Genomic DNA, 1,512 nt, shown 5'->3' on the forward strand with positions numbered 1-1,512 from the left:
TGTCCGGGTTCAGCACCAATGAGACAATTTCGGCTTAACGGATAGAGGAGGATTTCTGGCTCATCGTAGCCCTTCAAGGAGCGAAGATGAGACGGAAATCCGGGACACAGAAGGAGCCGGCGGAGAAGGTCATCAAGGACATCCGCCGAGCCACCCGCAAGCATTATTCTGCGGAAGAGAAGATCCGCATCGTGCTGGAAGGTTTGCGCGGTGAAGAGTCGATTGCCGGGCTTTGCCGGCGCGAAGGCATTGCCGAGAGCCTCTATTACAATTGGTCGAAAGAGTTCCTCGAAGCCGGCAAGAAGCGGTTGGCCGGCGACACTGCGCGTGCAGCAACCAGTGACGAGGTGAAGGTGCTGCGCAAGGAGGCTCGCGATCTGAAAGAGGTCGTCGCCGAACAGGCGCTGGAACTGCGGCTGCTCAAAAAAAGCATGATCGCGGATGGGGGCGACGGCGAATGAGATACCCCGCCTCCGAGAAGCTGGAGATCATCCGGCTCGTCGAGCAGTCGCATCTTCCGGCCAAGCGAACGCTGGACAAGCTCGGCATTCCGCGCGCCACTTTCAATCGCTGGTATGACCGCTTTCTCACCGGCGGCGTCGATGCGCTGGAAGATCGCAAGCCTCAGCCCAAGCGGGTCTGGAACCGCATTCCCGACGACATCCGAGAAAATATCATCGACCTTGCGCTTGATGAGCCGGAGCTGTCACCGCGCGAACTGGCGGTGACGTTCACCGACACGCGAGGCTACTTCGTCTCGGAATCCTCGGTCTACCGCCTGCTCAAGGCGCAGGACCTGATCACAAGTCCAGCCTTCATCGTCATCAAGGCTGCCGATGAGTTCCATGACAAGACGACGGCGCCGAACCAGCTGTGGCAGACCGACTTCACCTATCTGAAGGTCATCGGCTGGGGCTGGTTCTATCTCTCGACCATCCTCGATGATTACTCGCGCTACATCATCGCCTGGAAGCTGTGCACCACGATGAAGGCCGGGGATGTCACCGACACGCTGGAGATGGCGCTGCAGGCATCAGGTTGCGACAACGCCAAGGTGATGCAACGTCCGCGCCTCTTGTCAGATAATGGTCCGTGCTATGTTGCCGGCGAACTGGCAACCTGGCTTAACGGCCAAGGGATGGAGCACACCCGTGGTTCGCCTTGTCATCCGCAGACCCAGGGCAAGATCGAGCGATGGCACCAAACGCTGAAGAACCGCATCCTGCTCGAAAACCACTTCCTGCCCGGTGCTCTCGAAGCCCAGATCGGCGCCTTCGTCGATCACTACAACCACCGGCGCTACCACGAGAGCCTCGGCAATCTCACGCCGGCCGACGTCTACTTCGGACGCGGCCAGACCATCCTGAAGACAAGAGAGAGGATCAAACGCGAAACCATCAACCAACGGCGCTTGCTGCATCGCAAGGCCGCCGCTTAAGATGAAAACCCTGATGAGCCAGAGCCTCCACTAGATCAGGCCGCCGAACTGCTCAAAACCTCTGACGACGGACA

General features: G+C 59.1%; 1 protein-coding gene. It reads left to right on the plus strand.

Annotated elements, in window-relative coordinates; genetic code table 11:
* Nucleotides 1–86 precede the first annotated feature (86 nt).
* A protein-coding gene (locus WA367_RS00290; RefSeq protein WP_336054896.1) for an IS3 family transposase occupies nt 87–1,438 on the plus strand; the annotation gives its coding sequence in 2 pieces (ribosomal slippage) (nt 87–423 and nt 423–1,438; 1,353 coding nt in all).
* Nucleotides 1,439–1,512: the final 74 nt, after the last annotated feature.

The organism is Nitratireductor sp. CH_MIT9313-5, assembly GCF_037029545.1.
GTDB lineage: Bacteria > Pseudomonadota > Alphaproteobacteria > Rhizobiales > Rhizobiaceae > Chelativorans.